Source organism: Pseudoalteromonas sp. MER144-MNA-CIBAN-0113 (assembly GCF_040308965.1).
GTDB classification, from domain to species: Bacteria; Pseudomonadota; Gammaproteobacteria; order Enterobacterales; family Alteromonadaceae; genus Pseudoalteromonas; species Pseudoalteromonas tetraodonis.
In genome coordinates, this window is record NZ_JBEOOG010000164.1 from 1 (window position 1) to 1291 (window position 1291).

Genomic DNA, 1291 nt, shown 5'->3' on the forward strand with positions numbered 1-1291 from the left:
ACTATGATAATTTAAACGAGTCAGGTAAAGTGGCCTGACTTAAACAAACTGGTCTCCGATGAACTCGGGGCGATTCACTTCTCCTTTAATGAATCTTTAAGTTGAGTATATGTAACAGGACATTAATCAACAATGATAATACCTTCATTATAACCACTATAAAGGGCACGCTATTCGCTAACACTTTAAAGTACTGCTGTTTTGCAGAATTTACAAAAAAGTGCATATTTTTCATATGCACTTAATCTTACTGCTTTATCAAGCACTATAAATAAAAATTAAACTGCTATTTTTCAGTTAGTTAAAACTATATCACTATCGGCATGACGATTGCTTCTATAAATACAAGAGGTGTTCGTTATCGCAATTTAAATACTCACTAGAGTAAAGCGAGCACTATTTTTGAAATAGTAGGAGGAATCATGAGTAACAGTAATAATGCAAATAAAGTCGCTGAATTTACCGCTCCCGGTGTAAAAAACGAATCAGCAAATAAAGCAATATCTGTACTAGAAAATCGCATGGTAGCGCTAATTGATTTACAGCTAACTTTAAAACATATTCATTGGAATGTAGTAGGTCCAAACTTTATTGGCGTACATGAAATGCTAGACCCACAAGTAGAAACCGTCCGTGAAATGACCGACACCATAGCAGAACGTATTGCCACTTTAGGCGGCGTGCCTGTTGGTACACCAAAATCGATTGTTGATCGTCGTACATGGGAAGATTACGCCATCGGCAAAGGTTTAGTAACTGAACACCTAGCCGCCTTAGACAAAGTATATAACGGCGTTAACGGTGATCACCGTAAAGCTATTGAGTTACTCGGTGAGCTTGATCCGGTATCTGAAGATATGATCATTGCGCAACTTGCAGAGCTTGAGCAATATCAGTGGTTTGTGCGTGCCCATATAGAATCATCTACGGGTCAATTGAACAGTTAATTTTTAAAGCAGTCATTTGACTTACAAAGCCCAGTAACTTGCTGGGCTTTTTTGTTTTTAAACTATATTCCTCTTATTAATACACTAGAAATCCCCCTATTTAGCGCATCTAACACGTTTAGTTACTATACTTATTATTAAAGAGAACTTACTATCGACTCCTAATTATTAGTAGGGAATTTGAAGTGTTGTCGCGTCTATATAGCTTTATGCCAGGTTTGCACACCTTATTTAATTATCAACGCCAATGGTTTGCAGATGATGTTAGAGCCACGGCAAGATCATTATAAATTGAACTTATAGAATATGTAGTGATCAGATCAAGGCATAATAATCACCTTGGT

The 1291-nt window shown here is 36.7% G+C and carries 1 protein-coding gene; it reads left to right on the forward strand.

Translation table 11 applies throughout. The annotated features are described in order from the left end of the window. Nucleotides 1-422 precede the first annotated feature (422 nt). Nucleotides 423-947: a DNA starvation/stationary phase protection protein Dps gene (gene dps, locus AAEY57_RS19165; RefSeq protein WP_350608570.1), complete on the forward strand. Its 525-nt coding sequence runs from the start codon at nt 423-425 to the stop codon at nt 945-947. The last annotated feature ends 344 nt before the right edge of the window (nt 948-1291 follow it).

What these genes read in the sequence shown, in the direction of transcription:
- dps (WP_350608570.1), top strand. Translation starts at nt 423, where the DNA reads ATGAGTAACAGTAATAATGCAAATAAAGTCGCTGAATTTACCGCTCCC.